This is a genomic window from Phenylobacterium glaciei (genome assembly GCF_016772415.1).
GTDB classification, from domain to species: Bacteria; Pseudomonadota; Alphaproteobacteria; order Caulobacterales; family Caulobacteraceae; genus Phenylobacterium; species Phenylobacterium glaciei.
In genome coordinates, this window is the sequence record NZ_JAGSGD010000001.1 from 1,121,438 (window position 1) to 1,146,571 (window position 25,134).

24 protein-coding genes are annotated in these 25,134 nt (G+C 68.7%); 10 read left to right on the plus strand and 14 right to left on the minus strand.

Annotated elements, in window-relative coordinates; genetic code table 11:
- Positions 1 to 8 precede the first annotated feature (8 nt).
- The gene (locus tag JKL49_RS05395) at positions 9 to 668 is read right to left on the minus strand and encodes a J domain-containing protein (protein WP_215338783.1); all 660 of its coding nucleotides are present in this window, start codon (positions 666 to 668) and stop codon (positions 9 to 11) included.
- Positions 669 to 720: 52 nt separating this feature from the next.
- Here JKL49_RS05395 and JKL49_RS05400 point away from each other — a divergent pair, with 52 nt between their 5' ends.
- The 4 genes from JKL49_RS05400 to JKL49_RS05415 are packed head-to-tail and all read left to right on the plus strand — an operon-like array spanning position 721 to position 4,767.
- The gene (locus JKL49_RS05400; RefSeq protein ID WP_215338785.1) at positions 721 to 993 is read left to right on the plus strand and encodes a BolA family protein; all 273 of its coding nucleotides are present in this window, start codon (positions 721 to 723) and stop codon (positions 991 to 993) included.
- Between the two features lie 56 nt (positions 994 to 1,049).
- Positions 1,050 to 1,556, plus strand: a complete 507-nt coding sequence (locus JKL49_RS05405) for a 2Fe-2S iron-sulfur cluster-binding protein (RefSeq protein ID WP_215338787.1) — start codon at positions 1,050 to 1,052, stop codon at positions 1,554 to 1,556.
- The gene (locus JKL49_RS05410; RefSeq protein WP_215338789.1) at positions 1,553 to 2,506 is read left to right on the plus strand and encodes an FAD binding domain-containing protein; all 954 of its coding nucleotides are present in this window, start codon (positions 1,553 to 1,555) and stop codon (positions 2,504 to 2,506) included. The genes JKL49_RS05405 and JKL49_RS05410 overlap by 4 nt, the downstream gene beginning before the upstream one ends.
- Positions 2,503 to 4,767, plus strand: coding sequence for a xanthine dehydrogenase family protein molybdopterin-binding subunit (locus JKL49_RS05415; RefSeq protein ID WP_215338791.1), 2,265 nt, complete (start codon positions 2,503 to 2,505; stop codon positions 4,765 to 4,767). The genes JKL49_RS05410 and JKL49_RS05415 overlap by 4 nt, the downstream gene beginning before the upstream one ends.
- A 272-nt stretch (positions 4,768 to 5,039) precedes the next feature.
- On the opposite strand, the gene JKL49_RS05420 is transcribed toward JKL49_RS05415, so the two are convergent.
- From JKL49_RS05420 to JKL49_RS05440, 5 genes are all read right to left on the minus strand, one after another.
- A complete protein-coding gene (locus JKL49_RS05420) occupies positions 5,040 to 5,189 on the minus strand; it encodes a hypothetical protein (RefSeq protein ID WP_215338793.1) in 150 nt (49 codons plus the stop codon).
- Between the two features lie 4 nt (positions 5,190 to 5,193).
- Entirely contained in the window at positions 5,194 to 5,568 is a 375-nt protein-coding gene (locus JKL49_RS05425; RefSeq protein ID WP_215338795.1) for a response regulator, read from the minus strand.
- A 170-nt stretch (positions 5,569 to 5,738) separates the two neighbouring features.
- A complete protein-coding gene (locus JKL49_RS05430; RefSeq protein WP_347340356.1) occupies positions 5,739 to 7,040 on the minus strand; it encodes an HlyC/CorC family transporter in 1,302 nt (433 codons plus the stop codon).
- Entirely contained in the window at positions 7,037 to 8,152 is a 1,116-nt protein-coding gene (aroB, locus tag JKL49_RS05435) for a 3-dehydroquinate synthase (RefSeq protein ID WP_215338796.1), read from the minus strand. Before aroB ends, JKL49_RS05430 begins: the two co-directional genes overlap by 4 nt.
- Entirely contained in the window at positions 8,149 to 8,703 is a 555-nt protein-coding gene (locus tag JKL49_RS05440) for a shikimate kinase (RefSeq protein ID WP_215338798.1), read from the minus strand. Before JKL49_RS05440 ends, aroB begins: the two co-directional genes overlap by 4 nt.
- Positions 8,704 to 8,771: 68 nt before the next feature.
- Here JKL49_RS05440 and JKL49_RS05445 point away from each other — a divergent pair, with 68 nt between their 5' ends.
- Complete coding sequence (locus tag JKL49_RS05445; RefSeq protein WP_215906451.1) at positions 8,772 to 10,082, plus strand: hypothetical protein; 1,311 nt, start codon at positions 8,772 to 8,774, stop codon at positions 10,080 to 10,082.
- Complete coding sequence (locus JKL49_RS05450; RefSeq protein ID WP_215338800.1) at positions 10,079 to 10,993, plus strand: site-specific tyrosine recombinase XerD; 915 nt, start codon at positions 10,079 to 10,081, stop codon at positions 10,991 to 10,993. The genes JKL49_RS05445 and JKL49_RS05450 overlap by 4 nt, the downstream gene beginning before the upstream one ends.
- A gap of 65 nt (positions 10,994 to 11,058) precedes the next feature.
- Here the strand turns inward: JKL49_RS05450 and JKL49_RS05455 are convergent, their stop codons facing one another.
- The 4 genes from JKL49_RS05455 to JKL49_RS05470 all read right to left on the minus strand — a co-directional run bounded on the left by JKL49_RS05455 (position 11,059) and on the right by JKL49_RS05470 (position 14,459).
- Positions 11,059 to 11,799 carry a glycine zipper 2TM domain-containing protein gene (locus tag JKL49_RS05455; protein ID WP_215338802.1) on the minus strand — a complete coding sequence of 247 codons (741 nt, stop codon included), beginning with the start codon at positions 11,797 to 11,799 and terminating at the stop codon, positions 11,059 to 11,061.
- Positions 11,800 to 11,932: 133 nt separating this feature from the next.
- A complete protein-coding gene (locus JKL49_RS05460; protein ID WP_249778031.1) occupies positions 11,933 to 12,910 on the minus strand; it encodes an ATP-grasp domain-containing protein in 978 nt (325 codons plus the stop codon).
- Between the two features lie 62 nt (positions 12,911 to 12,972).
- On the minus strand, positions 12,973 to 13,908 hold the full coding sequence (locus JKL49_RS05465; RefSeq protein ID WP_215338810.1) for a methyltransferase: 936 nt from the start codon (positions 13,906 to 13,908) through the stop codon (positions 12,973 to 12,975).
- Positions 13,905 to 14,459: an SRPBCC family protein gene (locus JKL49_RS05470; protein WP_215338812.1), complete on the minus strand. Its 555-nt coding sequence runs from the start codon at positions 14,457 to 14,459 to the stop codon at positions 13,905 to 13,907. The genes JKL49_RS05465 and JKL49_RS05470 overlap by 4 nt, the downstream gene beginning before the upstream one ends.
- Positions 14,460 to 14,598: 139 nt before the next feature.
- Here JKL49_RS05470 and JKL49_RS05475 point away from each other — a divergent pair, with 139 nt between their 5' ends.
- The 4 genes from JKL49_RS05475 (at position 14,599) to JKL49_RS05490 (ending at position 18,785) form a co-directional block, all read left to right on the plus strand.
- Positions 14,599 to 15,561 carry an acetyl-CoA carboxylase carboxyltransferase subunit alpha gene (locus JKL49_RS05475; protein WP_215338814.1) on the plus strand — a complete coding sequence of 321 codons (963 nt, stop codon included), beginning with the start codon at positions 14,599 to 14,601 and terminating at the stop codon, positions 15,559 to 15,561.
- Positions 15,558 to 15,947 (plus strand): lysozyme inhibitor LprI family protein, encoded by a 390-nt coding sequence (locus JKL49_RS05480; RefSeq protein WP_215338816.1) that lies wholly within the window; start codon positions 15,558 to 15,560, stop codon positions 15,945 to 15,947. The genes JKL49_RS05475 and JKL49_RS05480 overlap by 4 nt, the downstream gene beginning before the upstream one ends.
- 40 nt (positions 15,948 to 15,987) lie before the next feature.
- The gene (locus JKL49_RS05485; protein ID WP_283816663.1) at positions 15,988 to 17,016 is read left to right on the plus strand and encodes an NAD(P)H-dependent flavin oxidoreductase; all 1,029 of its coding nucleotides are present in this window, start codon (positions 15,988 to 15,990) and stop codon (positions 17,014 to 17,016) included.
- Positions 17,017 to 17,090: 74 nt separating this feature from the next.
- The gene (locus JKL49_RS05490; protein ID WP_215338818.1) at positions 17,091 to 18,785 is read left to right on the plus strand and encodes a bifunctional helix-turn-helix transcriptional regulator/alpha/beta hydrolase; all 1,695 of its coding nucleotides are present in this window, start codon (positions 17,091 to 17,093) and stop codon (positions 18,783 to 18,785) included.
- Positions 18,786 to 18,862: 77 nt separating this feature from the next.
- Here the strand turns inward: JKL49_RS05490 and JKL49_RS05495 are convergent, their stop codons facing one another.
- The 4 genes from JKL49_RS05495 to JKL49_RS05510 all read right to left on the minus strand — a co-directional run bounded on the left by JKL49_RS05495 (position 18,863) and on the right by JKL49_RS05510 (position 25,086).
- The gene (locus tag JKL49_RS05495) at positions 18,863 to 21,805 is read right to left on the minus strand and encodes a TonB-dependent receptor plug domain-containing protein (RefSeq protein ID WP_215338819.1); all 2,943 of its coding nucleotides are present in this window, start codon (positions 21,803 to 21,805) and stop codon (positions 18,863 to 18,865) included.
- Between the two features lie 290 nt (positions 21,806 to 22,095).
- A complete protein-coding gene (locus tag JKL49_RS05500; RefSeq protein ID WP_215338820.1) occupies positions 22,096 to 23,103 on the minus strand; it encodes a threonine aldolase family protein in 1,008 nt (335 codons plus the stop codon).
- 37 nt (positions 23,104 to 23,140) lie between these two features.
- Entirely contained in the window at positions 23,141 to 24,289 is a 1,149-nt protein-coding gene (locus JKL49_RS05505) for an epoxide hydrolase family protein (protein WP_347340357.1), read from the minus strand.
- Positions 24,290 to 24,492: 203 nt separating this feature from the next.
- Positions 24,493 to 25,086 (minus strand): TetR/AcrR family transcriptional regulator, encoded by a 594-nt coding sequence (locus tag JKL49_RS05510; protein ID WP_215338821.1) that lies wholly within the window; start codon positions 25,084 to 25,086, stop codon positions 24,493 to 24,495.
- Between the last annotated feature and the right edge of the window lie 48 nt (positions 25,087 to 25,134).

Below are 25,134 nucleotides of genomic sequence, written 5' to 3' on the forward strand. Positions count from 1 at the left end.
CGGCGGCCCTAGGCCATCTTCGCCTTGCGGAGCTGCTGGTAGGCCTTGATGACCCGCTGCAGCTTGTGCTCGGCCGAGCGGTCGCCGCCGTTGGAGTCCGGGTGGGTGCGCTTCACCAACTCGATATAGCGGGCGCGGATCGTCGGCGCGTCGGCGTTCTCGTCGAGATCCAGGTCGGCGAGCGCGTTGCGCTCAAGTTTCCCCAGGCGTCGGCTCTCGGGCTTGGGCGTGCGGACGCCCGCCGCGCCGCCATTGCCGCTGCCGAACAGGTTGAACGGGTCGCGATAGCCCTTGCCCTGGCCGAAGCCCTGGGCGGCCGCGGCGGCCTCGCGGGAGAATCGGCCGGCCTTGAAGTCCCAGGTCGGGCGGTCGCCCTGGGCGCTCTGGGCCTGGCGCTGCTTGATCTCGCCCTCGCTCATGCCGGCGAAGAAGTTCCAGTTGCGGTTATATTCCGCGGCATGCGGCTGGCAGAACCAGTAGTGCTCGTTGAGCATGTCGCGGGATTTCGGCGCGCGCGCGCTGCCGGCCAGCCGGCACCCCGGATGGTCGCAAGCCCGTTCCCCGGGCTTCAGCGCATAGACGTCGTCGGTCTGCGCCGCCTCCCCAGGGGTCGGCGGGCGCACCCGGATATCGACAAACTTAGGCTTATATTGAAACGCGCCGGCCATGACCCAAGTATGAAGCGGTCTGAGACCCTTTCAAGAATTGAAGATTATCCAAATGGGCGCCATATTTGAGGCCATCCAAAACAAGCTCACCGAAGCGTTCTCGCCCACCCGCCTGGAAATCGAAGATGATTCCGCCCGTCACGCGGGACATGCGGGCGCCAGCGCCTCCGGTGAGAGCCATTTTAATGTAGTTATTCAAGCCCAGGCCTTCGAGGGCGCCCCAAAGGTGGCGCGGCAGCGGATGGTCTACCGGACATTGGCCGAGGAGCTGGCAGGTCCCCTGCATGCGCTTTCGGTGAAAGCCCTCGCCCCCGGCGAGGACTAATCTGACTTTCGAATAGGCGCCGCTGCACAAGGCGGCCCCGCGCTGGGGAGGCGTGCTTGAAGACGACCATCACCGTAAATGGGCAAGCCAGCACGCTTGACCTCGACACCCGCACCAGTCTGCTCGACGCCCTGCGTGAGCATTTGAACCTCAAGGGCTCCAAGAAGGGCTGCGACCACGGACAGTGCGGCGCCTGCACCGTCCTGGTGAACGGGGTCCGCATCAATTCGTGCCTCAGCCTGGCCGTCATGCACGACGGCGACGAGGTCACCACCATCGAGGGCATCGGCGGCGAGGAGAACCTGCACCCGATGCAGCAGGCCTTCCTGACGCAGGACGCGTTCCAGTGCGGCTACTGCACGCCCGGCCAGATCTGCTCGGCCGTCGGCATGCTGAAGGAAGCCGCGCAGAACTGGCCTAGCCAGGCCAGCGAGGACCTGACCGGCGCCATCGCGCTCACCGACGCTGAGATTCGCGAGCGGATGAGCGGGAACATCTGCCGCTGCTCGGCCTATCCCCAGATCATCGCGGCGATCCGCGACGTGGCGGGAGACGTGGCATGAGGCCCTTCACCTACGAACGTCCCGCCGATGTCGCCGCCGCCGTGAAGGCAGTGGCCGCCACCCCGGGCGCCAAGTTCCTGGCCGGCGGCACCAACCTGCTGGACCTGATGAAGCTCGACATCGAGCAGCCGACCCACTTGGTGGACGTCAACCGGCTGCCGCTGGCCGGCATCGAGGACACCGCCGAGGGCGGCCTGCGCATCGGATCGATGGTGACCAACAGCCACCTGGCCGCCGACGCCCGCGTGCGCTCGCGCTATTCGGTCCTGACCCAGGCCATCGTCTCGGGCGGCTCGGGTCAGCTGCGCAACAAGGCCACCACCGGCGGCAACCTGCTGCAACGGACCCGCTGCGCCTATTTCTATGACCCCTCCAAGCCCTGCAACAAACGCCACCCCGGCTCGGGCTGCAGCGCCATCGACGGCCTGAACCGCAACAGCGCCATCTTCGGCGCCAGCGACGCCTGCATCGCCACCCACCCCTCCGACATGGCCGTGGCGCTCACCGCGCTCGGGGCCCAGCTTGAGACGATGACGGCCGACGGCGCCGCGCGCATCCTGGCCGTCGCCGACCTGCACCGCCTGCCGGGCGACACCCCGCACCTGGAGACCAACCTGGCGGCCGGTGAGCTGATCACCGCCGTCGTCCTGCCCCCGGCCCCGGCCGGCGGTCAGGTCTATCGCAAGGCCCGCGACCGGGCCTCCTATGCCGGCGGCCTGGCCAGCGTCGCGGTGGTGGGGACCCAGGTCGCCTTCGGCGCCGTGGCCCACAAGCCCTGGCGCGCGGAGAAGACGGAGGCTGCTCTGAAGTCTGGCGCAAGCGCGGTCGAGGCCGCCCACGCCGAACTGGCGGGCGCACAGGACAACGGCAGGAACGGCTTCAAGATCGCCCTGGTGGCCCGCATGACCGCGGACGCCCTGGGGCAGGCCAGCGAAGGGAGAGGCGCATGAGCTCGGTCAAGGATTGGGCGGCCCCGAACCCCGTCACGGAAAACCGCAGCGGCATCATCGGCAAGGGCGTCGACCGCTACGAAGGCAAGCTGAAGGTCACCGGTACGGCGGCCTATGCCTATGAGGTCGAGCCGCCCTCGGCGCCGGCCTATGGCTACCTGCTGGCCGCCACCATCGCCAAGGGCCGCATCACCGCCATCGACATCAGCGCCGCCGAGGCGGTCCCCGGCGTGAAGCTGGTCTGGACCCACCTCAATGTGCCGGCCCAGGCCCGTCGCGGTGAGCGGATCAATCCGCGCAGCCAGCGGCCCTCCAACCCGGCGCTCGCCTCCGACCGCATCGAGTTCTTCGGCCAGCCGGTGGCCTTTGTCGCCGCCGACACCTGGGAGACCGCGCGCGAAGCCGCCAATCTGATCGCGGTTACCTACGCCGCTGAGCCCGCCGTCCTCGACTTCCGCGCCAGCCTCGATCAGGCCGAGATGCCGCACGGCGAGGAAGACGTCCGCATCGGCGACTTCGACGGCGCCTATGCCAAGGCTCCCGTGCAGGTCGACGAGACCTATTTCAGCCCGCTTCAGAACCACGTGCAGATGGAGCCCTGCGCCACCACCGCCTGGTGGGACGGCGACAAGGTCACCGTCCACACCTCGATCCAGATGGTGAAGGGCGGCCAGCATTCCCTGGCCGAGACGCTCGCCATCCCCTCGGACAAGGTTCACCTGCTGACTCGCTATATCGGCGGTGGTTTCGGCGGCAAGGGCCAGGCCTATGACGACCTGGTGCTGGCGGCGCTCGGCGCCCAGGCGCTGGGTCAGCCGGTGAAGGTCGCCTACACCCGACAGCAGATGTTCCAGGCCACCATCCACCGGCCCGCGGTCAGCATGCGCGTGCGGCTGGGGGCCGAGCCCGACGGACGCCTGAACGCCTTCGCCGTCGAAGCCATCACCCATTGCGCGCGGTCCGCGCCCTTCGTGGAGCACGCGGCCAACTTCTCCCGCAACCTCTACGCCGCCCCCAACCGCCTCACCGGCCACCGGCTGGTGAAGATGGACATTCCCCACGCCGGCCCCATGCGGGCGCCGGGCGAGGCCTCGGGCATGCTCAGCCTGGAATGCGCCATGGACGAACTGGCCGAGAAGCTGGGGATCGATCCCATCGAGCTGCGCCTTCGCAACGAGCCCGACGTGGATCCGGAGACCGGCAAGCCGTTCTCCATCCGCCAGCTGACCGAGTGCCTGAACACCGGCGCCCAGCGCTTCGGTTGGAACCGCCGCAATCCCAAGCCGGGCCAGGTCCGCGACGGCCGCTGGCTGGTGGGCATGGGCATGGCGGCCGCCATCCGCGGCAACTTCCTGCTACCGGCCAAGGCGGGCGTGCGTATTGACGGAACCGGGATCGTCACCCTGCGCCAGGGCATGACCGATATCGGCACCGGCACCTACACCATCCTGGCCCAGATCACCGCCGAGACCATGGGCGTGACCATGGAGCAGGTGAAGATCGAGCTGGGCGACTCCGAATTCCCGCCAGCTCCCGGCTCCGGCGGCCAGTTCGGGGCGGCCACGGCCGGTTCGGCGGCCTTCGAGGCCAATATGAACCTGCGCAAGGCCCTGGCCGAGTTGGCCATCGGCGATCCCAACTCGCCGCTCTACGGCGGTGACCCCACCTACGTCACCTTCGGCAACGGCAATATCGCCATCGAGAACCGCTCGGAAAGCCTGGCGACCCTGGTCAGCCGCGCCGCCCCCGAGGGCGTCTATGTGGAGGGCTCCATCAGCCCCGCCGCCGACGCCCGCGACTATTCCCAGCACACCTATGGCGGCCACTTCGCCGAGGTCGGTGTGGACACGGTCACCGGCGAGGTGCGGATGCGCAAGATGTTCGGGGTGTTCGCCGCCGGCCGCATCCTCAACGCCAAGACCGCCAAGAGCCAGGTGACGGGCGGGATGATCTGGGGCGTCGGCACGGCGCTGACCGAGGGCAACGTCGTCGACAACCGCTACGGCTCCTTCATCAACCAGGACATGGCCGGCTACTTGGTGCCGACCCACGCCGACATCGTCGACCTGGACGCCATCTTCCTCGACGAGGCCGACGACAAGGCCAATCCGATGGGGATCAAGGGCGTGGGCGAGCTCGGCATCTGTGGGGCGGGCGCGGCGGTGGCCAACGCCATCTACAACGCCTGCGGGGTGCGTCTGCGCGACTTCCCGATGACCCCGGACAAGGTGCTGGAAGGCCTGATGGCCAAGGGGCTCTAATCTAAGCTTCCTGCTCCCCTGCGGAGAGAATGTGGCCGGTCGGAGACTGGTCGGAGGAGGGGGCACGCTGACCTCTAAGAGTGACAACTCCCGTCATCCCGGACGGCCGCTAGGCCGATCCGGGACCCCGGGGCCGAACGCTCCGCCCCTGGGTCCCGGCTCTCCGCTTCACTGCGGCCGGGATGACGTGGTGAGTTTTGCTGTTTGGGGCTTTCGACCCCTCATCCGACCCTGCTCCGCAGGGCCACCTTCTCCCTGAAGGGCGGGCGGTGCTATTTCGCCCGATTCAGGTAGGTGACCGCCAGGGCCGCGGCGCAGCCCAGGAATAGGATGCTGGCGATCACGCGGATGGCGTCGATCAGGAAGCCCGCGATCGCCGCGGCCACCATGATGGCGAGGAAGATGCCGGCCCAGCGCGCCATGGCGTCAGCCGACCTTGGCGCGCAATTCGCCCAGGATGCGGGCGAGGTCGCTCTCGCGGAACGGCTTCTGCAGAACCAGTGACCCCTTGTCGACGTCGCGAAGACCCGCGTCGCCATAGCCGGTGGCGAAGGCGAAGGGGGCGCCCTTGGCCCGCAGGATGTCGGCGAGCGGGAAGATCGGCTGGCCGCCGAGGTTCACGTCCAGCACCGCGCAATCGATCTGTTCGCTTTCGGTGAGCGTAATGGCCTCGTCCAGCCGGGCGGCCGGTCCGACGACGATGCAGCCGAGGTCGGTGAGCATGTCCTCGATCAGCATCGAGACCATCATCTCGTCTTCGACAACGAGGACGCGCAGGCCGGCGAGATCGGGGGCGCTCATTGCCAAGGCTCCATCAGGATCATGGCCCTATCCATAGGCCACCGCGGACTCTGCTGACTATAGCCAAGTCGCACGCGAACCACCGCGCCTATGCCGATCATGCTTCGCCCAACCCCTCGAAACCGCGATTCCCCAAAACAACTGTCGGGTCAGATGGTTCCAATGTTGACTTATGACTCCGACGTCAGCGCGTGGGCGTCGAGGGGCGCGGAGACCCGCAGGGTGGTGATCTGGTTGCGGACCCGTTTGACCACCTGGAACCGGTGGCGGTGGAAGATGAAGGTCTGGCCGATCTTGGGGATGGTCTGGGCCTCATGGATCACCAGTCCGGCCACGGTGACGGCGTCGTCATCGGGCAGGTCCCAGTCCATGGCGCGGTTCAGGTCGCGAATGGTCACCGAGCCGTCCACCACCACCGAGCCGTCGGGCTGGCGGCGCACGCCCTGGATGGCGCTGTCGTGCTCGTCGTCGATCTCGCCGACGATCTCTTCCAGGATATCCTCAAGGGTCACCAGGCCTTGCAACGCGCCATATTCGTCCACCACCAAGGCGAAGTGGCTCTGGCGCTTCAGGAAGGCGTTGAGCTGGTCCTTGAGGTTGGTGGTCTCCGGGATGAACCAGGGCTCGCGCAGGATGTCGTCGATGGCCAGCTTGTCCATCTTGCCGCCGGAGTCGGCGATGGCCTGCAGCAGGTCCTTGGCATGCAGCACGCCGACGATGTTCTCGGCGTCGCCGCGGTAGAGCGGCACACGGGTATGGGCGCTGGCCAGCATGGCGGTGACCACCTCGGCCGGCCCCAGGTCGGCGTCGATCATCGAGATCGACATGCGGTGGACCATCACCTCGCTGACATCCATGTCGGAGAGGTCGAGCACCCCGCCCAGCATGCGCCGGTCGCGCTCCTCCACCAGGCCTTCGGAGTGGTGGTACTCCACCGCGCCACGGATTTCCTCGTGGGCCGCCAGGACGTCGGTCTCCATGGACAGATTGACGCCGAACGGCCGCAGGGTCTGGCGCACCACCCACTGGGCGCCGTTGGCCAGGGGCCCGAAGATGCGCACCACCCAAAAGGTGGGAATCGACAGCGTCCGGGCGACATCGTCGGCGCGGGCGATGGCGATGGACTTGGGCAGGATCTCGCTGAAGATCACGATCAGCACCGTCATGATGCCGGTGGCGATCAGGGCCCCCAAGGGCCCCGGGAAGGCCGTCGAGAGCGCGAGCGTCGTCAGCGCCGAGGCGCCGATATTGATGACATTGTTAGAGAGCAGGATGGCGCCGATCATCTTCTCCTGATCGGCCATCATCAGATTGATGCGGCGAGCGGCGCGATCGCCTTCACGCTCCAGCTGGTGCATCCGGCCGCGGCTGGCCGCCGTCATCGAGGTCTCCGCCGCCGAGATCAGGCCCGACAGACTCAACAGAGCGATCAGGATGGGGGCGAGACCCGCGAGGATCGCGATGACGCTCACGGCTTGGCTCCTTCGGAGACGAGGAAATCATGGACGGCCTGGGCGCTCACGTCCTTGGCCACGAAGGCGTCGCCCAGCGCGCGCGCAAGGATGAAGGTCAGCTTGCCGCCCTGCGCCTTCTTGTCCTGCCCCATGTGGCGGACCAGGGCCTGCGCGCTGAAGGCGGTCGACGCCACGGCGTCCATGCGGGTGGGCAGGCCGGCGGCGGCGATGGCGGCCTCGGCGCGGACCGCGTCCTGGGCCGAGCACAGGCCTTGGGCGGCGGAGAAACGGAAGGCGATGGCCGAGCCGGCGGCCACGGCCTCGCCGTGCAGCAGGGCATCGCCATAGCCGGTCTCGGCCTCCAGGGCGTGGCCGAAGGTGTGGCCGAGATTGAGCAGGGCGCGGCGGCCCGCCTCCTTCTCGTCCTCGATGACGATCTGCGACTTCATCTCCACGGAACGCGCGACGGCGTGGGAAAGGGCCTGCGGTTCGCGGGCCAACACGCTCGCCGCGTTGGCCTCCAGCCATTCGAAGAAGGAAAAGTCGCCCAGCAGGCCGTACTTGATCACCTCGGCATAGCCCGCGCGCATGTCGCGGTCGGTGAGGGTTGAGAGAACGTCCAGATCAGCCAGCACCAGACGCGGCTGGTGGAAGGCGCCCACCAGGTTCTTGCCGCGCGGGGTGTCGATGGCGGTCTTGCCGCCCACCGAGCTATCGACCTGGGCCAGCAGGGTGGTGGGGATCTGCACGAAGTCGATGCCGCGCTTGTAGATGGCGGCTGCAAACCCCGCGAGGTCGCCCACCACGCCGCCGCCGAAAGCCACGATCAGGTCGCCGCGATCCAGTTCCAGGGCCAGCAGCCGGTCGGAGAGATCGGCCAGGCCCTCGAAGCTCTTGGTCTGTTCTCCGGGCGGCACCACGATGGCCGGGCAGGCTATGCCGGCGGCCTCCAGGGACGCTGTCAGCCGGGCGCCGTGCAGGGCCCAGACGGTCTCGTCGCTGACGACGGCGACGCGCCGGTTCTTCAGGAAGGGCGCGATCCGCGCGCCGGCCTCGTCCAGCAGGCCGCGCCCTATCACCACTTCGTAGGAGCGGTCCCCCAGGCCGACGGCGACGATGCGCGGGCTCACTGGGATTCCCCGGTCTTGGCGATGTGGGCCGAAAGGGCCTGGATCACCTGGTCGACGGTGACGTGGTGGGCGGCGTCGCCGGTCTCCACCATGACGTCGGCAAGCTCGTAGATCGGGTAGCGCTGGGCGGCCTGCTCCCGCAGGACGTCGATCGGATCGCGGCCGGCGATCAGGGGCCGGTTGTCCTTGCGCGACACCCGGCGGGCCAGGACGTCGAGGTCGGCCTTCAGCCAGACCGAGAGTGAGCGCGCCTTGATCAGGGCGCGGGTCTCATCGTTCATGAAGGCGCCGCCGCCGGTGGCCAGCACGTGGGGCGGCTCGTCCAGCAGGCGGGCGATCACCCGGCGCTCGCCCTCGCGGAAGGCGGGCTCTCCCAGGTCGGCGAAGATGTCGGGGATGGAGCGGCCGGCGGCGGCCTCCACCTCGGAATCGGCGTCACGGAACGGCAGTTCCAGAGCGTTGGCCAGACGGCGGCCCACGCTGGATTTGCCGACCCCCATCAGGCCGACGAGGGTGATGGTGCGGGCGCGTAGCGGTGTGTAACGGTCCATGAACGGCGAAGGTCTACATCAGGGCGAGCCCGCGCGCCAATGCCCGCGCTGTGCGTTAGGATGAGGCCATGACTGGTCGAAGCATTTTTCTGGCGGCCCTGACCGCCCTTGCCGTCTCGGCGCCTGCCATGGCGCAGGACGTTCAGGTCGCGCCTCTGGCGGCCCCCGACTTGTTCTCCACTGGAGCCCGCGACACCGGCGTCACCACCGATCTATGGCGCGGCGCCTCGGGTCAGACGGCCCGTACCGTGCTGCCGCTGCTGGCCGCCAAGCCCTTGTCGCCGGCCGCTCAGGCCCTGGCGCGGCGCATCCTGGCCACCGGCGGCTCGGGTCCGGAGGACGCCGGCCGGGACGCGGGCGTGGCCGGCGCCCGGATCAGCGCCCTGATCGCCCAGGGCGGGGTCAAGGACGCCGCCGTCATCCTGTCGCGCACCACGGGGCTTGAGCAGGACCCGGTCCTGGCCCAGGCCGGGGCGGAGGCAGCCCTGCTTTCGGGGGACGCTGAGGGCGCCTGCGCCATCTCCGATCGGCTCGTGGCGGGCCGCGAGGCGGTCTATTGGCTGCGCCTGCGGGCCTATTGCCAGCTCAAGGCCGGGAATGCGGGCGCCGCCCAGCTTACCTTCGACCTGGCCCAGAGCCAGGCCCGCGACGCCGTCTATGGCCGGCTGATGGGCGCCAAGCTGGCCGGGGCCGGCGATCCCGGCGCGCCGTCCCTGCGGAGCGGCCTCGACTATGCCCTGACCCGCGACCTCGGCCTGCCGACCACAGGTCCGGCGGCCCCTGCTGTCGCCGCGGCCCTGGCCGCCAGTCCCGCCGTCGAAGCCACATGGACCATCGAGGGCGGCCCCGGTCCGGTGAAGGCCGCCATGGCCGCGCTGGCCGCGGGTGACCTCAAGACGGCCCAGACGATGCGCGCCGGCCTGATCTCCGACGCCATCCCCGGCGCCACGATCACCGACCTGGCCCTGCTGGACGCCCTGCTGGCGGCGGCGGCAGGCAAGGCCGATCCCCAGACCCTGGACCGCCTGATCGAGCGCGGCGCCACCGCTGATCCCAAGACCTGGGCGCGCGCCCAGCAGGCGGCCATCATCCTGGCCGCCCTCGGCGCGCCGATGAGCGTCCAGGCCCGGGGGCAGTTCGCGGGCTTCACGGCCGGAGAGGCCAAGGCGCCCGCCGCCCGCGCCTTCGCCCTCGACATCGCCGGGGCCGAGAAGCTCCAGGGCGAGACCGCACTGCTGGCCCTGTGGATCTCCGCCGACGCGGGCGTCGTGGGCCCCGCCGCCGGCGACCGCGCGCGCATCATCCGCGCCTTAAAGGCCGCCGGCCTGGAGGCGGACGCGCGCGCCTTCGCCCTCGAAGGCCTGCTGGCGGTCCGATGAGCGCCTCGTCCGGCTGGGCCGAGGCCTTCCTGGAGATGATGGCCGTCGAGCGGGCGGCGGCGAAGAACACCATCACCGCCTATGGCAAGGACCTCACCGACGCCTCGGGTTTCCTGGCCGGTCGTGGCCGCGACCTGGGGGACGCTTCCCCCGAGGACATCGAAGCCTATTTCGCGGCGCTCGGCGCGCGGGGCCTGTCGCCGGCGACGGCCTCACGACGCCGCGCGGCTGTCCGCCAGTTCTATCGCTTCGTCCTGGGGGAGGGCTGGCGAACCGACGATCCCTCCCGCCGCGTGGACGCCCCCAAGCGCGGGCGACCCCTGCCCAAGGTGCTGAGCCGTGACGAGGTGGACCGTATCATCGCCGCCGCCTCGGCCAAGGATGGCGCGCAAGGCTTGCGGATCGGCTGCGTGGTGGAGCTGATCTACGCCTCGGGCCTGCGGATCTCCGAACTCACCGCCCTGCCGCTGGCGGCCCTGGCCCGCGACCCCGCCTATCTGATGGTCACCGGCAAGGGGGGCAAGGATCGCCTCGCGCCCTTGAACGACGCCGCCCGCAAGGCGGTGAAGGCCTATCTTGAGGTCCGCAAGACCTTCCTGCCCAAAGGCGACCTGGCCAATCCCTGGCTGTTCCCCTCGCGCGGCAAGGCCGGCCGCATGACGCCCCGCCGCTTCGCCCAGCTGCTGGACGAGGCTGCCGCCGACGCCGGGATCGACCCGGCCCGGGTCAGCCCCCACGTCCTGCGTCACGCCTTCGCCACCCACCTGCTGGAGGGCGGGGCCGACCTGCGGGTCGTTCAGAAACTTCTGGGACACGCCGACATCGCCACCACCCAGATCTACACCCACGTGGCCGGCGACCGCCTGGCCCAGGTGGTGGCCACCAAGCATCCGCTGTCGCGCAAGAGTTAGGCCTGAACGAGAAAAGCCGCCCGCGTTGGCGGACGGCTTCCCTCAGGGCTTTAGATCAGGCTGGTTTAGCCGGTGATCCGATAGCGGCCCCGGCTGTCGGGACAGACGCGGACGTAGCGAACATCGTCGCCATAGTTGTCCACCGGCGCGGTGGCCAGGCGGCAGCGGCTGCGGTTGTAGTAGGCGTAGTCGTACTGGCCGGTGCGCTGGCCACGGTCATAACGGCTCTCGCGGTAGGGCATGGTCTCAGCATAGTTGTAGTAGTAGCCGGCCTGGTCGCACTTGGCCTTGGCCGACTGCTTGCCGATCTGCGAGCCGGCGAAACCGCCGACCACCGCGCCCAGCACCGCGCCCTCGGTCCGCGCATTGCGGGCGGCGACGTTGGAGCCGATGGCGGCGCCGGCCAGGGCGCCGATCAGACCGCCGGCCACCTGACTGTTGTTGGTCGAGGCGGAGCGGCAGGGATCGGCGTAGGACGAGCCGGAATAGGAGGTGTCCCGGCCATAGCCATTGGCGTCGTAGCGCTCCGAATCCCAGGTCGGGGCCGCGCCGTAGCTGCGGGCATAGGCGCCGTAGCCGTAGCGGGCGTCATAGCGGGCGCGGTCGCGTTCGTAGCGGTCGCGCTTGGCGTCGTACTCGGCGCGCGCACGGTCGTACTCGGCCCGCGTGACCTGATAGTCGGCCTGGTCCTGCTGGTAGTTGCGCATGTCGCGCTGGTACTGCTGGGTGGGTTGATATTGAGCGAAGGCGGGGGCGGCCATGGCCAGCATCGCCGTCGCCACCAAGGCGGTCTTGAGCGTCTTCATGGTGTGCGTTCTCCTGGAACTAACGACGGACCGCTCCCGTCCCGGCGGTCTCGTGAACAGCGGGGTCTTTCGACCCTCCGGATACCAAACGTGGAGTCCCGGCCCCGGTTGCACGAACATTGTTCGATTACGCTCAGGCCGTTTGGGTGTCGCCTTTCAGCAACGCGATCAGCGCCTTAGCCAGGGCCTCGGTGGAGGCAAGCTTGTCCCGCAGGCTCAACGCGATCACCGGTCCGACGTCGGTCTTGTTGACGTCGACGATATAGATGCGGCCGCTCGGCTGGTCGCGCAGGATGTCCAACCCGCCCCAATCCAGACCCATCCGCGCGGCGAACCGCGCGATCAGCTCCAGCTCCTCGGGGCTGTAGATCTCGGAGGGGTCGGCGCGGGTGACCGCCAGGTTGTGGATGGAGAAGCGGTTGTCGGCCGGCTTGCGCTTGATCCAGACGACGGCCGGCTTGCCGCCGATGCAGGGGGTGCGCAGGTCATGGATGAAGGGCCCGACGGCGGTGTCCACCAGCCGCTGATAAGTCTTCCCCGGCAGGCGCGGGTGCGGACAGGTGACGATGCGCCCGTCGTGCACGCCGTTCAGTTCGCCCTTCTCCACGGCCTCGCCGACGAAGGTCTCGGGGTCGATGGCCAGGGGATAGCCGAACACCTCCTCGAACACCGCCGACACATGGCTCTTGGAGACGTCCAGGCAGCCGAAGTTAAAGGCGCGTTCGTGGGTGGGGAGGGCCCGCAGGCCCCAGGTGGCGTCCTCGAAACAGAAGCAGGCGTCGGCCGCTTCGGGTGAGCGCGCCATGCGGCAGCCGCTCCAGGCCATGGCCGCCCAGATCAGATACCAGGGACGGGGCTTGTCTGGCGTGAACCAGATGGCGGGCCCGGGCGCCCGCGTCGCCGCCAGCGCCCACGACCGGGCGCGGACGATCAAGTGATAGCCGAACCAGTTGAGGCATTCGCCGATCAGGGCGCCGTCCAGCCGGATCTTGGTCCCGGTCTTGTGGACCGTCAGCCCGCCCTCGTGGAATTCGAAATCGCTGAACCAGCCGCCCTTCGGGGAGAGGCCGGGCAGGAAGCCGTCGGGCGCGGGTGATTGCAGTTCGCTCATCGGAGCCTCAAAACCTTGAAGGAGACCGGGCGACCTCAGAGTGAACCCGCCTGGCAATACGCTCAAGCTGCTTGAGCGTTCCCGGCCGTCTCCAGCACAGCGCCCACCGCGGCGATGCGGTCGGCCCGGCGATAGGCCGGATGCAGCAGCATGCCGCCGAACACGTCGGGGTCGATCTCGCGATAGCGCAGTCCGGCGCCGGCGCCTGCGGCCAGGGTCTCCAACTCGGACTTGAGCCTGTCGCGGCCCTCGACGATGGCGCTGCCGGTGTAGAGCAGCAGGCGGCCCCCGGCCGGCAGGCGCGCCATGGCCGCCTTGGCCCAGTCCAGGGACAGCCGCGCCCCCAGCAGGTCGCCGCCATCGCGATAGGCCCGCCCGCCCGAGCCCAGCAGGTAGGGCGGGTTGGCGATGGCCACGTCGATGGCGCCGGTGACCTTGGACAGGCCGTCGCTCTCTATCACCTCGGCGCTGACCACGGCGGCGGCGGCATTGATCCGCGCCAGCCGCAGCGCCTGGGGATTGATGTCGGCCAGCACGATGGCGGCCTGCGGACACGCCCGCGCCGCCACGATCCCGCCGACGCCCGCGCCCGCCCCGATATCCACCACCCGGTTGGCGTGGCCGAGCTCGGCGCGGATGAAGTCGGCGAAGCGGTAGCTGTCGGGGCCGAAGAACACCGCGTCCTTGGCCTTGGGCGGATAGGCGGAATGCAGGAACAGGTCGTCCCCCACGCTGGCCACCCGCAGGGCGGACAACAGCCGCTGGCCGCGCTGCACGAGAATCCCGGCCTCCCGCATCAGGGCCAGGACTTCGGGTTCAACGTCACCGTCGCGGAATGGCCGGCTCCAGCCGAAGATGTCGCGCAGGGTGTGGCGCGAGCCCTGGAACAGCCGCCACGACACCAGGCGGTGGGTGTCGTTTGTGGGGGTGATGAACCGGTAGTCGCGCGCCTTGAGCGCCGCGAGCAGGGCGACCAGGGCCTCGTCCTCAAAGGTCACGAGCGGTGCGCCTGCGTCAGAGCTTCCTTGCGTAGGGCCAGCATCGAGGCGGGCATGCCCTTGGCCACCGCGCCGCGCACCATGCCGGCGGGGACCGGCGCGTCGATGGCGACGTGCAGCTCATAGGTCACGTGGGTCCCACCGGGGATGGGCGAGAGCCGCCATTCGCCGTCCGACCGCTTCCAATCGCCGCCGGTGCGGTGGAAGGCCAGGCGGCGCGGGGGCTCCAGGGTGGTGCGGAAGACGTTACGCATCACCGGCTTGAAGGCGTTGCCAGAAAGGCGGTGCTCCCGCACGTCCCACTTACCCGCGGGATCGCGCTCCAGGGTCTTGCAGCTCAAGAGCTTGGGCATGTAGCGCGAGGCGCCCGCGCAGTCGCTCAGCACCTTCCAGACCACGGCGGGCGGGGCCGCCACGTCCATGGCCGCATGGATCACGCCCGCCGATCCGCCCTCCGCCTGGGCCGAGACGGTGGGGGTGGCGTCGAACCCACCCGCGGCGAGGGCGGGGGCGGCCATGGCGGCGAAGGCGAGGGCGAGGATGGATTTCATGCGGGGTGAGGTCCCGGCGGGCGATTTCGTTCCCCTGAAATAGCCTTTCGAAGGAACTGGCGCGACGCCCCGCACTTGTTAGGCTGAAGGTTCCCGCCTAGTTTCCGGCGCTTCCGCCCACGGAAGGAAGAGTCCCCGCATGGTCGCGCACTATCTCGAGTTCGAGCGTCCCATCGCCGACCTCGAAGCCAAGATCGAAGAACTCTCCAAGCTGTCGGAGACCACCGGGTCCGGCGCCATGGAGACTGAGATCGAGGCCCTGCGGACCCGCGCCCAGACCCTGCGGCGCGAAGCCTATTCCAAGCTGGACGCCTGGCAGAAGACCCTGGTGGCGCGCCACCCCGACCGGCCGCACTTCGTCGACTATTGCGCGGGCCTCATCGAGGAGTTCGTGGAACTGCGCGGCGACCGCAAGTTCGCCGACGACCAGGCGATCATGGGCGGTCTCGGCCGCTTCCGGGGTCAGCCCGTCGTGGTGCTGGGCAACGAGAAGGGCCGCGACACCGTCACCCGCGTGAAGCACAACTTCGGCTATGCCCGGCCTGAGGGCTACCGCAAGGCCGTCCGCCTGCTGGAGATGGCCGAGCGCTTCCACCTGCCGGTGATCAGCTTCGTCGACACCGCCGCGGCCTATCCGGGTGTCGGCTCGGAAGAACGCGGCGTGGCCGAGGCCATCGCCCGGGCCGCCGAGAAGTCCCTGATGCTGGCGGTGCCCATGGTGGCCATCATCACCGGCGAGGGCGGCTCCGGCGGCGCCATCGGCACGGCCTGCGGCAACCGCGTGCTGATGCTGGAGCATGCGATCTACACCGTGATCCCGCCTGAGGGCGCCAACTCCATTCTGTGGCGCGGCGCGCGCACGGCCGAGGAGGCCGCCAAGGCGCTGAAGATCACCGCCCAGGACCTGATCGGCATGAAGATCGTCGACCGGATCATCCCCGAGCCCCCCGGCGGCGCCCATTCCGATCCCGAAGCCACCATCGCCTCGGTGGGCGACGCGGTGGAGGAAGAACTGGCGATCCTCACCAAGATGACCGCCCCGGAACTGAAGAAGCAGCGGGCCGAGCGCTTCTACGCCATCGGCCGGAGCGGCCTGCAATGAGAGCCCTGCTGATCGCCGCGATGCTCGCGTCCGGTATGCCGGCGGCCGCGCAGGCGGCGCCCAAGCCCGTCTCGGCCCTCGACCGCTGCCTGGCCTCGCCAGACGGCGCCAGCACCATGGGCCAGATCCAGTGCATCGGCGACGCCGTCGCAGTGCAGGACGCGCGCCTGAACAAGAACTACGCCAAGGCCATGGCCCAGCTGACACGCGAGCAGAAGGACAAGCTGCGCGCCGCCCAGCGCGCCTGGCTGGCCTTCAAGCAGGCCGATTGTGTGTCCCTCCAAGACGACGACTGGGGCACGATGTCCCGGGTGACCGCCAACATGTGCGTCCTTGATCGCACCACCGAGCGCGCCGACGAACTGGCCGACTATCCCGACCGCTGACGAAATAGGCGGCTTGCTTGACCCTGCGTCGGGGGTTTCACTGTCGGCTCAAACATCCGTTTGGGAGGACGTCATGGCCCTGAAGACCCGTTTCACCGAGCTCGTCGGCGTTGAACATCCGATCGTCCAGGGCGGCATGCAGTGGGTCGGCCGCGCCGAGCTGGTGGCCGCCGTGGCCAACGCCGGCGGCCTGGGCTTTATCACCGCCCTGACCCAGCCCACGCCGGCCGCCCTGCGCGAGGAGATCGAGCGCTGCCGGTCTCTGACCAAGAAGCCCTTCGGCGTCAACCTGACCATCCTGCCGGCCATCAACCCGCCGCCGTATGCCGAGTATCGTCAGGCGATCATCGATAGCGGCGTGAAGATCGTCGAGACCGCCGGCAACAAGCCGCAGGAACATGTCGACGAGTTCAAGAAGCACGGCATCATCGTGGTCCATAAGTGCACCAGCGTGCGCCATGGCCTGTCGGCCGAGCGCATGGGGGTGGACGCCATCTCCATCGACGGCTTCGAGTGCGCTGGTCACCCGGGCGAGGACGATGTCCCCGGCCTGATCCTGATCCCCGCCGCCGCCGACAAGATCAAGATCCCGATGATCGCCTCGGGCGGCTTCGGCGACGCCCGTGGTCTGGTGGCGGCTCTGGCCCTGGGCGCCGAGGGCGTCAACATGGGCACCCGCTTCATGGCCACCAAGGAAAGCCCCATCCACCAGGCTATCAAGGAGCAGATCGTCGCCAATGACGAGCGCTCTACCGACCTGATCTTCCGCACCATGCACAACACCAGCCGCGTGGCCCGCAACGCCATCAGCCAGCAGGTGGTGGCGCTGGAGAAGCAGGGCGCGAAGTTCGAGGACGTCCGCGAACTGGTGGCGGGCATCCGCGGCAAGAGCGTCTATGAAGTGGGCGACAACGACGCCGGAATCTGGTCGGCCGGCCAGATCCAGGGCCTGATCCACGATATCCCCACCTGCCAGGGGCTGATCAGCCGCATGGTCCGCGAGGCCGAGGAAATCATCACGGGTCGCCTGGCGCGCTTCGTGTCCGGCAAGCAGATGGCCAGCGCCTGAGATAACACGGGTTGTGAAGGGCGGAGGTTGTGTAAGCTAGGGGTCCCCCCGAGCCTGCGAGATTACCCCCGCCCGTGCCGACCCTGACGCCGAAGGCCAAGGCCAATGTCTCGATGGTGATCGAGACGATGTACGCCATCGCCGCTGAGCCCGATAAGTGGGAGCAGATCGTCCAGGCCCTGGACGTGGAAGCCAGCGATGCGCCGCCCGAGGCTGCGGGCGCCGCGCGGCTGGCTGCACTCGCCGCCGACCGGGGCGAGGCCGCGCAGGTCGGCGTGGTGCTGATCAACGCCGCCGGCGGGGCCAGCGCCTGGAACGCGGCGGGCGAGGCGGTCTTCCACCAGCGCCTTGGGGTCATCGAGGCCCAAGGCTTGCGGTTCTTCAATCCCGCCAACCACGAGGCCCTGGACCAGGCCCGCCACCGCCTGCGCGGCACGCAGGGCCGGCAGGTCATCGTCAAGTTCAGCCAGGCCGACGACGAGGCGCCGCACTTCGCCTATGTGGTCCCCGCCAGCGGCCTGCCGCCCGCGCTCGCCGCCGGCCTGGGCGGCGCCGCGACCACGGGGGAGGGGGCCTGCGCGGTGGTCTTTCCGGCCGTCGAGGCCACCGACCGGCTGTGGGCCAATCTGCGTGAGAGCTTCGGTCTGACGCCGGCCGAGACCCGGCTGGCGGCGCGCCTCAAGGACGGGCTGACGCTGAAGGAGGCGGCGGTTGAGCTCAGCGTCAGCTTCAACACCGTCCGCAACCAGCTGCGCGGGATATTCGAGAAGGTCGGCCTGTCGCGGCAGAGCGAACTGATCCGCACCCTGACCCAACTGGGGTCGTTGGCCACCTCGTTCCAGGAAAGCTCGGGCCGCGGCCTGCTGGGCCCTCCCATCGCCGCCACTGAGCGGGGCGCGGTGGAGACCGCGCCGCCGATCCGCCTCCTTCATCTGCCGGACGGACGCCGCCTCGCCTGGCGGTCCTACGGCGATCCTGCGGGCCGGGCGGTGCTGATGGTCCACCAGGGCCTGGGCTGCAGCGTCATGCCCCGCGGCACCGACGCACTGGCCCGCGACCTCGGCCTACGCCTGCTCTGTCCGGAGCGTCCAGGGGTGGGCCGCTCCGACGTATGCCCGGACTTCAGCTATGAGGGGGTGGGCCGCGACTTCGCCGACCTCTGCCGCGACCAAGGCCTGGCGCAGGTTCAGGTGGCGGCCTTCATGTCCGGCGCGCCCTTCGCCCTGATGGCGGCCCGCGAGCTGGGCCCCATCGCCAGCCGGGTGCTGCTGGCGTCGGCCCGGCCCTCCGGCCAGACCCTGGAGACCGAGCGCGACAAGGGCCACGCCGTGGTGCTGTTCCGCCGCCGCATCCTGCGCAACGCGTGGCTGGCCGACATGGTCTTCGCGGTGATGCGGCTGCAGCTCACCCGCCGGCAGCTGGAGAAGTTCGTGCGCGCGGCGGCCTCGGCCCCGGGCGACGCGGCCTATCTGCGCACCAACCCTGGCGTGCTGGAATTCATCGTCGACTACATCTCGGAGTCGCTGGCGCTCACCAGCCGGGGCATCGCCGACGAGATCAAGTGCTCGGCCCGCAGCCCCACCCTCGATCTCACCCGCCTGACCGCCCCGATCACCGTGTGGCACGGCGACGAAGACCCCATGGCCAGCGTCGGCGACGTCACCGCCTGGCTGAACGGCCGGGAACAGAGCGTCCGCACCTTCCCGGGCTCGGGCCACTTCCTGCCCCATAAACACTGGGCCGAGGTGCTGGCCTGGCTGGCGGCCTGACATGAAAAACCCGCCGGCGTGGAGCGCCGGCGGGTTCTCGGTTCATGTCTCGCGGGCGAAGCCCGCGGCTTTCAGACCTAGTAGCGGAAGGTCGCCCCCACGAAGTAGTAGCGGCCACGGTTGTCGAAGGTCGACGAACCGACACCTGTGCCGGTGAAGGTCTCCGGCAGGTAGGGCGGGGCCTCGTTCGTGATGTTCAGAACACCGGCGCGCAGGTCGATCTTGTCGTTGAACGCGTAGCGGGCCCGCAGATCATGGCTGTAGTAGTCGCCGGTGTAGTACGGCGACAGAGCCGTCGGGGTGAACGAGGTCGTCGAGGCCATGGACCCGATATAGTGAGTGGTCCAGGTGACACCGAGGTCTTGATAGGTCCACTGCACCGTCCCCTGCGCCTTCCACTCCGGGGTGGCGTTGGTGATGGTGTTGGCGAGTTGGGTATAGGCTTGGCCCGGCAGGCCTTGCAGGGCCCAGCGGTACATCCAGGTCGCGTCGACACGGAAGGAGAAGCTGCCGTAGTCCTTGTCCAGGAGGTCTGCAGTGTGGAACGCGTACTGCACCGAGGCGTCATAGCCTTCGACCTTCACCTTGGCGACGTTCTCATTGACCGAGGTGACCTCGATGACGCCACCGGGCACGCCGCCGCCGCCAGTCCCGGTCGGGTCACGACGGATCTGGGCGCAGAAGTTGTTGCCGACATAAGGGGCCGTCGAGTCGTAGCAGAGCGCGCCTAGCAGGGTGGCCAACGGAACCGACCCGACCTGATTCTCGATATTGTACTTGAAGAAGTCCAAGGACATCGAAAGGTTGGGGATGAAGCGGGGCTCGACCACCACGCCCACTTGGTAGGTGTTCGCGGTTTCCGGGCCCAGCTTCGGGTTGCCGCCCTGCAGCAACGGCAGGGACGAGCGGCCGGTGCCGAAGTTCGACACAAAGGTCGCCGGGTTGTAGCCCGAGATCGCCGCGGCGCAGGTCACGTTCCGGGCCGACTTCTGGGCGGCCGTGGCGACGGCGTAGGAGTCCTTGTCGCAGGGGTCGATGGCCGTAGAGGTGAAGTTGCGGCTCTGCGGCGAGAACAGTTCGACGATGTTCGGCGCCCGGACCGCCGTGCCTTGCGAGGCGCGGAAGCGGATGTCCTGGATCGGCGCCCATTCGGCGGCGACGCGGTACTGGTCGGTCTTGCCGATGGTGGAATAGTCGGCGACGCGGCCGGCGACTTCGACGGTCAGTTCCTTGGCCAGGAACACGTCCTTCAGGATCGGAACGCGAAGCTCCGCATACCCTTCACGGGTGTCATACTCGCCAGCGCGGGTGCCGATGGGGTTGATGAACAGAGCGCCGCTCGCGCCCAGGGCGTCCTGGACGAAGCGGCTCTCTTCCTTGCGGTATTCGCCGCCCATGGCGAAGCCCAGGGGGCCGGCCGGCAGTTCGAACAGGTTGGTGGTGATGTTGGCCGCCACCACGGTCTGCTTGACTTCTTGATCGGTGACCGACTGAGCCGCGGCATAGTTGATCGCCTCTTGCGAGGCGCCGTTGATCAGATCCCACGGCACGCAGCCGGCGGCGCGCAGGGTCACGTCGCGGCAGACGATCGCACCTCCGACCAGGACCGCGTCCGTGGCGCCCTGGACCCGGGCGAGAATGGGCTGGGCGTACGAGGTCGTCTTGCCCGTGGTCTTGCCATACTGGGCGTACCAATCCCAGTTGAAGTCGCGATCGAAGGCGGCGAACTTGCCCTCCATGCCCCCCACCAGACGCAGGGTGGTGCGCTCGGACTTCACGTCGCGACCGCCGAACTCCCGCCAGAACTTGCCGACCTGGGCCGTGGAGCCCTGGGTGAGGGTCTTGCCGGCGGCGAGCCATTCGGCGCGCAGGGCTGCGGCCGTCGCGCCGGCGCCGTTGAGATAGGCGTTATCGCCCTTGAGGGTCACGGGCATGGTGCCGCCGCCGACGGCGCTCGAGAACGGCGGTTGCGAGAGGGTGTAGCCGTCGACGGCGGCGTAGCTGAGGTCGGCGAAGGCCTTGATGTTGTCCGTCAGCTGATAGTCGACATAGGACCGGACGATCCCGCGCGAGGACTTCGCCTGCAGCGAATTGTAGATCTGCGAATAGAACAGGGCGTCGTCCTGGCAGGTCGGCTGGACGGTGGCGGTCGAGCAGGCCGCTGAGGTTCGGGTCACCTGGGTCGGGTTGCGCACGTCCAGGGTCACCGAGCGCGCCGTGCCCAGGGCGCCGCCGATGAGCTGGAAGGTGGCGTAGGGCGAGGTGTTGGACTTGCTCTGCGGGATGATCGTCTGGGGGGTGGCCAGGGTGTTGCGGCGGATACCCGGGAAAGCCCAGTCGCGGTCGACCTGCATGATCGGTTCCTGACGCGAGAATTCGCCGCCGATCAGGATGTTCAGGCGATCGTCCATGAACTTGCCGCCATAGAGGCCGGCAAGGCGGAATTCTTGTCCGTCGCTTTCCTGGGAGATCCCGGCCTGGGCGTCGAGTTCGACACCGTCAAAGGACTTCTTCATCAGAATATTGACGACGCCGGCGATGGCTTCCGAGCCGTAGACCGCCGAGGCGCCGCCGGCGACGGTTTCGATCCGGTCGACCATCAGCGAGGGGATCAGATTCAGGTCGACGGCAGGTGAGGAGGCATCGGAGAAGACGATGCGGCGGCCGTCCATCAGCACGAGCGTTCGGCTGGGGCCCAGGCCCCGGATATCGGCGCGGGCTTGGCCGGCCAGGAAGAGGGTGCCGGCAGAATTCTGAGCATTGGTGGCGGCGTTGATGGTCGGAATGTCGAGCAGGGTCTCGGCGAGGGAAACGTTCCCCGACTGGCGAATCTGTTCGCCGCTTATCACCGACAGCGGCACCGGGGCGTTGAAGGTGTCGCGGCGGATGCGCGATCCGGTGACCACCACTTCCTCGACGTCGACCGCTTGGCCGGCGGTCTGGGCGAAGGCGAAGTGCGGCGCGGCCAGGCTGGCGGCGGCCACGGTGCCCAACAGGGCGGTGCGGAGCATGCTGTTCATGAAGACTCTCGTTTCGGCCGCGGCCCGGATGGCGTGCGGCGTGCTGCCCGACCACCGGCGCGGTCTCGGGCGTCTCCTCCATGGGAGCCGCCTTCATCCATCCAGCGATGCGGTTGATGGCGAAGGGTTGCCATTAGGGCGAAGGCTCGACAACGGTCCGCCCGCCGCGGGGCCCAAATTACGACAAAATCATGTCAAATGTTACAATGAGTGTCGGAAATGCCACAGCTCGGACATCGAAAATGGGCAAAAGAATCTAATAGTTAGGACGCGCGTTACCTTATGTTACATCAGGCCAGGCTGGTCAGCGCGTGGCCCAGCTCGTCCACGGCCTCGGGCGTGGTGGCCCACGAGCACATGAACCGCACCGAGCCGTCGATGAACCGGTAGACGAACCAACCGGCGTCATGGAGTCGCTTCAGGGTGGGCTCATCCATGGTCACGAAGACGGCGTTGGCCTCCACCGGGTGGGCCAGGGGGAAGGGCATGAGGGCCGCCAGGCGCCGAGCCATGGCGTTGGCGTGGGCGGCGTGGCGGACGAAGGCGCCGTCCGCCAGCATGCCGATGAACGGCGCCGCGTAGAACCGGCCCTTGGAGGGGAGCTGCCCTGACTGCTTCAGCCGGGCGTCCAGGCGGCGGGCCAGGGCGGGATCGAAGATCACCACCGCCTCCGAAGGCGTCATCCCGGACTTGGTGCCGCCCACCACCAGAATGTCGACGCCCAGGTCCTTGATGGCCGTCAGGTCGAAGCCGGCCGCCGCGGCGTTGGCCAGGCGCGCGCCGTCGAAGTGGACGCGATAACCTTTGGCCTTCACCGGATCGATCAGGGCCTTCAGGGCCTCGACCGAATAGACCGTGCCGTACTCGGTGGCGTTGGTGACCGACAGGACGGCGGGGGCCTGCCAGTGCGGCTGGTCAGGCGCCGCCAGGGGCGCCAAGAGGCTCGCCGGATCGATGCGACCGGAGGCGCCGGGCAGGGGGATCATCCCCAAACCGTGGCCAAAGAAAGCCGGGGCCCCGGTCTCGTCGGTGGCGACGTGGGAGTGCTCGTGACAGAGCACGCCCTCGAAGGGCAGGCACAGGGTCGCCAGCGAGATGGCGTTTGCCGCCGTGCCCGAGGCCACGAACCGCACCGTGGCGTCGGCGTCCAGCAGGGCGCGCACCGCGTCGGCGCCTGCCTTGGTGATATGATCTGAGCCGTACCCGGAGGTGACCCCGCTATTGGCGGCCACCAGGGCGTTCATCGCCTCGGGCGTGGCGGGGGCGGTGTTGTCGGATGCGAAGTCGTATCGGGCCATCCGCCGAATAGAACCGATCCCCCGGAGTTGGGAAGAGCTAGACGCCCTTTCCCCAGTCCCGCACGTCAGCGACGAAGAGGTCGGGCTCCTCCATGGCCGCGAAGTGCCCGCCGCGGGGCATCTCGGTCCAGCGAGTGATGTTGTAGGCGCGGTCGGCCCAGCTGCGGGGCGGGGCGGTGTAGAGCGGCTCGCCGGGGAAGTTGGCGAAGCTGGTGGGGGTCTCGCAGCGCTCGCCCTCCTTGAAGGCGATCCCGCCTTCCTCCAGCAGGCCACGATAGTACCAGGCCCCGGTCGCGAAGCTGCCGGTCATCACATAGATCATGATGTTGGTGAGCATCCGGTCCTTGGGGTGGACCTGGTCGAGTGGCTTCTCCCGGAGGTCCGACCAGTCATGGAAGCGCTCGGCGATCCAGGCGGCCTGGCCTACCGGATTGCCCGCGCCCATCCAGGCCAGGGACTGGGGCTTGGAGGCCTGCAGGCGGAAATAGGCGCCCATGACATCCATCATCGCGCCCTGGCGGGTGAGCCAGGCGATCTCGTCGGGGGTCTGCGGTCCGCCGAAGGGCCGGAAGGCCATCATGTTCAGGTGGATGGCGCGCACCGTCTGGCCGTGGTCGTGGCCGAGCCAGGAGGTCACCATCGCCCCCCAGTCGCCGCCCTGGGCAATGTAGCTGGGATAGTCGAGAACCTGCGTCATCAGGGTGTTGAACAGCCGCGCCGTGGTCCGCTGGCCGATGGGCTTGGTGGGCTTGGACGAGAAGCCGAAGCCGGGCAGAGACGGGATCACCAGGTCGAAAGCGTCCTTCGGATCGCCGCCGAACCGCGAGGGAAAGGCCAGCTTCTCGATGGCGCCCCAGAACTCGTAGTGCGAACCCGGCCAGCCGTGGGTCAGCAGCAGGGGCCGCTTGCCGCCCGCCTCGCCCACCACATGCAGGAAGTGCAGGTCGTAGTCCTCGACCCGCGCCGTGAATTGCGGGAAGCGGTTGAGATCGGCCATGGCCGAGCGCCAGTCGTAGCGCTCGGTCCAGTGCTCGCAGAGGCTCTTCAGATAGCCCGCGTCACAGCCATAGGCCCAGCCGTCCGGGACATCCGGGATCGGCGGCCAGGGATAGGCCCGCACCTGGTCCAGCACGGCCTGGACGTCGGTTTCGCTCCAGGCGACTTCAAAGGGTTGGATCTCGGCCACGTGCGTTTCCCCGGTTGTTGGCGGGAGGGTCGACCGCTGACGCAGGGGCGGTCAAGCTCAACCCTTCTGATCGTCATGGCCGGGCTTGTCCCGGCCACCCATGATCTCCGAGGTTCAGCAAACGGGCGTGGCGCCGGCCGCGCGACCTGCGGACCGGCGGTGATCATGGGTCCCCGGGACAAGCCCGGGGATGACGATCACTTCTAAGGACGCAGGCCCCGCGCCAGGGCGCCGTTCAGGTGGCGGTGCAGGTCGCGGGCCGCGCCGGGCGGCAGCTTGCCGGCCAGTTCCAGGCCCACCGCCCCGTGGGCGGCGGCCCAGAACATCTTGCCGATTTCTTCGGGGTCGCCCTGCAGCACGCCCTCGGCCACCAGGGTCTTCACGTACTGAGTCTGAGTCTGATGGGCGCGGCGCCCCGCAGTCACCAGGTCGGGATAGTTTTCGGCGTGGGGCTGATCCAGGTCGAACATCAGCTTGTAGGTCTGCGGGTGTTCGAAGGCGAAGTTCAGATAGGCCTCGCCCACCGCCGCCCCCTTGGCCCGCGCGCCCTGGGCGCTGGCGTAAGCGTCTTCCAGGGCCTGGGCGAAGCGGTTGAAGCCGTTGGTGCGCACCGCCGCCAGGATGTCCTCCTTGTCGGCGAAGTAGCGGTAGGGGGTCATGGGGCTGACCCCGAGCTCGGAGGCCAGCTGGCGCATGGTCACCGCCTCAGGGCCGCGCTCGGCGAACAGCTTCTCGGCCGCCTCGCACAGGCGTTCGCGGAAGTCGGCGACATCGGTTTCAGACAGGACGCGGGGCATACCGGGAACTCTAGCAAACAAACTGCTTGCAAGGCGTTACCTCTTACG

Bases quoted from the DNA above. Each gene is read 5' to 3' on its own strand.
- JKL49_RS05450 (WP_215338800.1), top strand. From the start codon at position 10,079: ATGAGCGCCTCGTCCGGCTGGGCCGAGGCCTTCCTGGAGATGATGGCC.
- JKL49_RS05400 (WP_215338785.1), top strand. From the start codon at position 721: ATGGGCGCCATATTTGAGGCCATCCAAAACAAGCTCACCGAAGCGTTC.
- JKL49_RS05395 (WP_215338783.1), bottom strand. From the start codon at position 668: ATGGCCGGCGCGTTTCAATATAAGCCTAAGTTTGTCGATATCCGGGTG.
- JKL49_RS05480 (WP_215338816.1), top strand. From the start codon at position 15,558: ATGAGAGCCCTGCTGATCGCCGCGATGCTCGCGTCCGGTATGCCGGCG.
- JKL49_RS05470 (WP_215338812.1), bottom strand. From the start codon at position 14,459: ATGAAATCCATCCTCGCCCTCGCCTTCGCCGCCATGGCCGCCCCCGCC.
- JKL49_RS05510 (WP_215338821.1), bottom strand. From the start codon at position 25,086: ATGCCCCGCGTCCTGTCTGAAACCGATGTCGCCGACTTCCGCGAACGC.
- JKL49_RS05495 (WP_215338819.1), bottom strand. From the start codon at position 21,805: ATGAACAGCATGCTCCGCACCGCCCTGTTGGGCACCGTGGCCGCCGCC.
- JKL49_RS05475 (WP_215338814.1), top strand. From the start codon at position 14,599: ATGGTCGCGCACTATCTCGAGTTCGAGCGTCCCATCGCCGACCTCGAA.
- JKL49_RS05500 (WP_215338820.1), bottom strand. From the start codon at position 23,103: ATGGCCCGATACGACTTCGCATCCGACAACACCGCCCCCGCCACGCCC.
- JKL49_RS05415 (WP_215338791.1), top strand. From the start codon at position 2,503: ATGAGCTCGGTCAAGGATTGGGCGGCCCCGAACCCCGTCACGGAAAAC.
- JKL49_RS05460 (WP_249778031.1), bottom strand. From the start codon at position 12,910: ATGAGCGAACTGCAATCACCCGCGCCCGACGGCTTCCTGCCCGGCCTC.
- JKL49_RS05425 (WP_215338795.1), bottom strand. From the start codon at position 5,568: ATGAGCGCCCCCGATCTCGCCGGCCTGCGCGTCCTCGTTGTCGAAGAC.
- JKL49_RS05440 (WP_215338798.1), bottom strand. From the start codon at position 8,703: ATGGACCGTTACACACCGCTACGCGCCCGCACCATCACCCTCGTCGGC.
- JKL49_RS05445 (WP_215906451.1), top strand. From the start codon at position 8,772: ATGACTGGTCGAAGCATTTTTCTGGCGGCCCTGACCGCCCTTGCCGTC.
- JKL49_RS05410 (WP_215338789.1), top strand. From the start codon at position 1,553: ATGAGGCCCTTCACCTACGAACGTCCCGCCGATGTCGCCGCCGCCGTG.
- JKL49_RS05455 (WP_215338802.1), bottom strand. From the start codon at position 11,799: ATGAAGACGCTCAAGACCGCCTTGGTGGCGACGGCGATGCTGGCCATG.
- JKL49_RS05420 (WP_215338793.1), bottom strand. From the start codon at position 5,189: ATGGCGCGCTGGGCCGGCATCTTCCTCGCCATCATGGTGGCCGCGGCG.